At 34.2% G+C, this 4,950-nt stretch carries 4 protein-coding genes and 2 pseudogenes; 4 read left to right on the top strand and 2 right to left on the bottom strand.

From position 1 onward, the window contains the following. From CQZ94_RS30075 to CQZ94_RS30090, 4 genes are all read left to right on the top strand, one after another. A partial coding sequence (locus CQZ94_RS30075) for an ABC transporter ATP-binding protein (RefSeq protein WP_105588354.1) occupies nt 1–518 on the top strand: 518 nt, incomplete at its 5' end. Continuing rightward, nucleotides 515–1,714: an ABC transporter permease gene (locus tag CQZ94_RS30080; RefSeq protein ID WP_105588355.1), complete on the top strand. Its 1,200-nt coding sequence runs from the start codon at nt 515–517 to the stop codon at nt 1,712–1,714. The genes CQZ94_RS30075 and CQZ94_RS30080, both read left to right, overlap by 4 nt. A gap of 108 nt (nt 1,715–1,822) precedes the next feature. Further along, nucleotides 1,823–2,521 carry a YknW family membrane protein gene (yknW, locus tag CQZ94_RS30085; RefSeq protein ID WP_105588356.1) on the top strand — a complete coding sequence of 233 codons (699 nt, stop codon included), beginning with the start codon at nt 1,823–1,825 and terminating at the stop codon, nt 2,519–2,521. A 673-nt stretch (nt 2,522–3,194) separates the two neighbouring features. Then, a complete protein-coding gene (locus CQZ94_RS30090; RefSeq protein WP_105588357.1) occupies nt 3,195–4,151 on the top strand; it encodes a hypothetical protein in 957 nt (318 codons plus the stop codon). A 197-nt stretch (nt 4,152–4,348) separates the two neighbouring features. Here the strand turns inward: CQZ94_RS30090 and CQZ94_RS30095 are convergent. Both CQZ94_RS30095 and CQZ94_RS30100 read right to left on the bottom strand, forming a co-directional pair. Beyond that, a pseudogene (locus CQZ94_RS30095) lies at nt 4,349–4,582 on the bottom strand (DDE-type integrase/transposase/recombinase); the annotation flags it as partial. Continuing rightward, nucleotides 4,570–4,725 (bottom strand): annotated as a pseudogene (locus tag CQZ94_RS30100) (IS3 family transposase); the annotation flags it as partial. The pseudogenes CQZ94_RS30095 and CQZ94_RS30100, both read right to left, overlap by 13 nt. Between the last annotated feature and the right edge of the window lie 225 nt (nt 4,726–4,950).

Here is a 4,950-nt window from a genome sequence, read left to right on the forward strand (position 1 = left end):
ATCGTCCAACAGAAGGCGAATATATGCTGAATGATGTGAATATCTTAACAGCAGATGAGTCAAAACTAGCTTTAATTCGTAATGAATATATCGGCTTTGTGTTCCAGCATTTTAATTTACTGCCACGTCTTTCAGCGGTGGAAAATGTTGAACTTCCTCTCGTATATGGTGGGGTGAAGAAAGCTGAGCGCCGTAAGCGTGCTTTGGAAGCACTGGTCAAAGTAGGGTTAGCAGATAGAGTGCATCATTTACCGAATGAGTTATCAGGTGGACAGAAACAGCGTGTAGCAATTGCGAGAGCGATTGCGAATAATCCAACGTTCATTATGGCCGATGAGCCGACGGGTGCGCTTGATACGAAGTCTGGTGAACAAGTTATGGATATTTTCACGAAGCTTAATGCAGAAGGTACGACGATTGTTATGGTTACGCATGAGGAAGAGGTAGCAGCTTATTCATCTCGCCGCATTGTACTGCGAGATGGGAAAATTACTGAAGATAGAAGGTGTGCAGTATGAGTTTACTAGATAGTATGAAAATTGCCCTATCCTCTATTTTAGCTCATAAACTGCGTTCAGCTTTGACGATGCTCGGTATTATTATCGGTGTAGGTTCTATTATTACTGTCGTTGCGATTGGGCAGGGCGGGGAAGCGATGCTGAAGTCGAAAATCGCTGGTTCTGGTAATAACCTTATGCCAATTCAGTTTAAGCCGGATATTAATGATGAGTTTGCTATGGGTGGGCATGAAGTACCAAAATTAACGGAAGAAGATATTCTTGAGGTGAAACAGGTAAAAGATGTTGCCCATGTTATTACGACGAATAATACGATGGAAACACTTGATATAAACGATAAAAAAGCAATGATTAATGTTATTGGACTAGATAGTGAATATTTTCAAGTGAATAAAGTGAAAATGGTCAAAGGCCGCTCATTAAATGAATCAGATATTTCGCAAGGGAATAACGTTGTGATGATTAGTATGAAGGCAGAAGAGACGTTATTTAAAGATGAAAATCCAGTAGGGAAAATTATTGAAATGAAAGGACAGCCGGTGCAAATTATAGGTGTCTATAAATCAGATAATGAATTTATGGGATTTGAAACTGAGGAAATACTGATTCCTCTCACTTTATGGCCTGTTTTATACGGAACAGATGAAATTCAAAGTATCGCAATTCAAGCTAAAAATGTAGACAATTTAGAATCAGCAGGAAAAAAAGCTGTTGAAGTATTAAATAGTCGTAAGCCGAGTGAAATTCCAGGTAAATATGAATTAGTGAACTTAAAAGAGTTCCAAGAAGGAGTTTCTAAAGTCACTAATATCATGACAATGATCATCGGTGGTATCGCAGGTATTTCATTAGTCGTTGGTGGTATTGGCGTTATGAACATTATGCTCGTATCTGTAACGGAGCGTACGCGCGAAATTGGGATACGTAAAGCACTTGGAGCAACGCGTAGTAAAATTTTATTACAGTTTTTAATTGAAGCCGTTATGTTAACGCTTCTAGGTGGTTTGATCGGAATTGGTCTTGGATATGGCGGGGCATATATCGTTTCCACATTCGCAAAATGGCCACCGCTCGTTTCGTGGGAAGTTGTTGTTGGAGGCGTATTATTCTCGATGACACTTGGTATTATTTTCGGATTAATTCCAGCAAATAAAGCTGCAAAATTAGATCCAATTGAAGCACTTCGCTACGAATAGTTTACTAGTGTAGTAAAGATAAATATCTTTACTACACATACATATTGTTTGAGTCAATTGTTTTTACCATTCTTTAAGAGGATTATATATAGAGAAGGAGGCGTAATAATGGAAGCGAATATTAATACACAAGATGTAGGTGCGAAAAAGCCATCATTATTTGGAATGATTACATCTCCTGGAGTACAATTTGAAAGAATGAAAACAAACAAGAAAGTTTGGGGTATGTTCCTCTTAGTAGCATTGTTACAAGGGCTTCTAGGTGGTTTAAATGCGTATGTTATGTATACCTCACCTGAGATGCTTAAAATGAAAAAAGAATTAGGTGAAATGGCTGGACAAAGTTCACTTACATCAGAAGTTATTTCTGGAATTGGAACAAGCTTTGCTAGTGCGATGGTTGGAACACTATTCATAGCAGCTATTTATAAAATGTTTATGATGTTCTTTGGTAATGATACGCCTTATAAAACCTTATTGAATATTGTAGCTTATACAAACATTGTCCTTATTATTGGTGGACTTATTAATTCTATTTTAAGTATAATCTTTGGTAGTGGAATGAGCCAATATACGAGTTTAGGGTTATTATTTACGAAAGGTACATTTGCATATGGAATTGGTAATACAATTGAACTATTCTATGTATGGAATTTAGTCTTAATTTGGCTCGGATTACACATTACAGCTGGATTAAGCAAAGTGAAAGCATCGATTCCAATTATTATTCTATTCATTATTAAAGCGGTATTCTTTGCGGCAATTATTGTATTAATAGCGAAGTTTTTACCAGGCATGTTAATGTAAATAAATTAAGTTCATTATTACTAAGTTTAGTAAAAGATTTGCAACATTAGTAACCAGTTCCTTAACCTAAAAGGTACTGGTTATTTTTTGTCCAAAATATGTTCAAACGTACAATTTTCTTATTTTGATATGGTGCTCCCATGCCCATCAACCCCCAAGTACCAAGAAACGTTATTCTTTCTAAACAAGCTAGATTAGAAAGGATGACGTTTTTTATGAATCTTTCGATTCAAAGTAAACTACAATTATTTGCTGAAGAATTACATAAACATTTTACTCCTTCATTTTTAGAAAATCTTGTTAGAACAACGTATTATAGCTAGACATATTCACTTATGGTTTGATGCATAAGTGAATCACCAACAACAAATACATTTACACATAGCAAAAGTTATTTATGTCATAAAGTAAAAAAGGAAACGATTATTGGGTTCAAGGGGCATCCTGAGAGTAAATACTATAATTTGAGTTTGATAAGTGTATTTTAGAAATTTCAAAGCCTTTCAAATTAATGAAAGACTTTTGTAACATTTATGAAAGTGATTTGAAAGATATTTATAATAAGATAAATATATCGAAAGAGATTTTATTCCACAGCAAAAGTATAAGCAATGTACAGTATAATTTCATTTTTGTAATCTTATAGAAATAATGAAAGAAGAGGAGAAATAGCATGAATCGTATAAAAAAAATAATCCCCACAGCATTTGTATTAAGTGCAGCTTTATTTGTAGCACCAGGGTTTTCTTCTGCAGATACTAATACTACTACGAAAGTAGGAAGTCTTCCAATTGTAGTAGATTCACAAGAATCAAAAACACCTATGACAGCAGCTCAGGTTGCTAAAAATGGTACGCAACTTCCTTACATTCCTACAGGTCCTTATGAAGAATTTCCTAATGAATGGCATGTGTCTACAGAAGATGGAAAGTTAATTGATTATGTATATGTAGATAAAGTTGCTAAGTCTAATGGGGCAAGAGTTTATGGAATAACAGGTAATTCTAATGATAAATATAAGATTATAAAAGCTGATGGTAATTGGCTTAAAGATGGAGAGAGTTATGAGAAAACTGGAAATAAAGGCGACGTATTATATACAATAGCAATTCCTAAAAATGATCCAATTTTAGAAGATACTAAATTAAAAAAAGAAGTAAATTGGAAATTGATTGATTCAAATGTAGTAGATAAAAATTCAGGTTATCATTGGAGCAAAGCGGTTACAAGTGGTATTTCGCATAATGTAACTGTAGGATTATCTTATACAATTGGGATGGAAGTAGGTCTTGAGGGGGTTGCAAAAGTAAATCAATCACTAACTGCAAGTTTTGGTTATGGTGTTACTTTAAATTCAGAAAGTACGGTTACAAAAACATTTGACTTTAATCCAAAGACTGATTATGCATATGATCAATATAGAACAGCATTATATCAACAGGTAGCAACATATTCAGTTATTCCAGGGGAAAAATTACAAAAATGGATGTCTGATCAAGATGGTATTTGGAATAATCTTTTTGGTCAACTTGGTGATCAATTTAAGGATCTTACAAGTCCGACAGAATATAAAGTGAAAAACTCCGTTGACTATCCAGTAGATGTTTTAGTTGCACTTACTTCAAAATAATGTGAAAGCTAGCAAAATGCTAGCTTTTTTATTATCTCATCCATATAGGGCCACCATACATACCTTAACTTAAGAGGTTTTAATACCTTCAAATACAAGAAAACGTTATCCTTTCTAAACAAGATAGATTAGAAGGTTCTGGTGCAAAGATGGCATTTATTTGAAAGAGGTATATAGATTCCTAATGGAATCTATTCTTATGCAGCCATTCCGAATAGTTGATGAATAAACTTCATTTCATTTTGGACAGACTTGTCCCGTAAAATAAGTTGGCCTTTTTTAATGATATGCATCGCTTCTATTCCTGAAAGAATAGATGTAGCTGTACGAAAAGACTTCAATCCTAACATTGAACGAACTCTCTTTTTAATAAAACGATGATCTTGCTCTACAATGTTATTCAGGTATTTTACCTGCCTTATTTGGATTGATATCTATAATGATTATAGTACATCATATATTTCTTAATCTCTTGTTTCAACTCAGTAAAAGACTCGCAAGGTTTTATATGTGCTTCATCTTTCAGATGACCAAAAAACGATTCTTGTGGAGCGTTATCCCAACAGTTTCCTCTTATAGGGGTAGAACCACATTGCTATCAAGCTAAGCTCATACAACGTCAATTATAGTAGAGATTGTTTCTTTTTTCTAAAGGCTACGTGTAGGGAGTTTAAAGATTTGCATACGAAATAAACCCTAACGGGTTTCATTTTTTTTGATTTAAGCCGCTTGATTATAAGACAGGGTACAATTGTAAACGACACCTAATATATCAAAGACTGTTTTCTTCTCATATCGA

It is taken from the genome of Bacillus sp. MYb209 (assembly GCF_002975175.1).
Taxonomy (GTDB): domain Bacteria; phylum Bacillota; class Bacilli; order Bacillales; family Bacillaceae_G; genus Bacillus_A.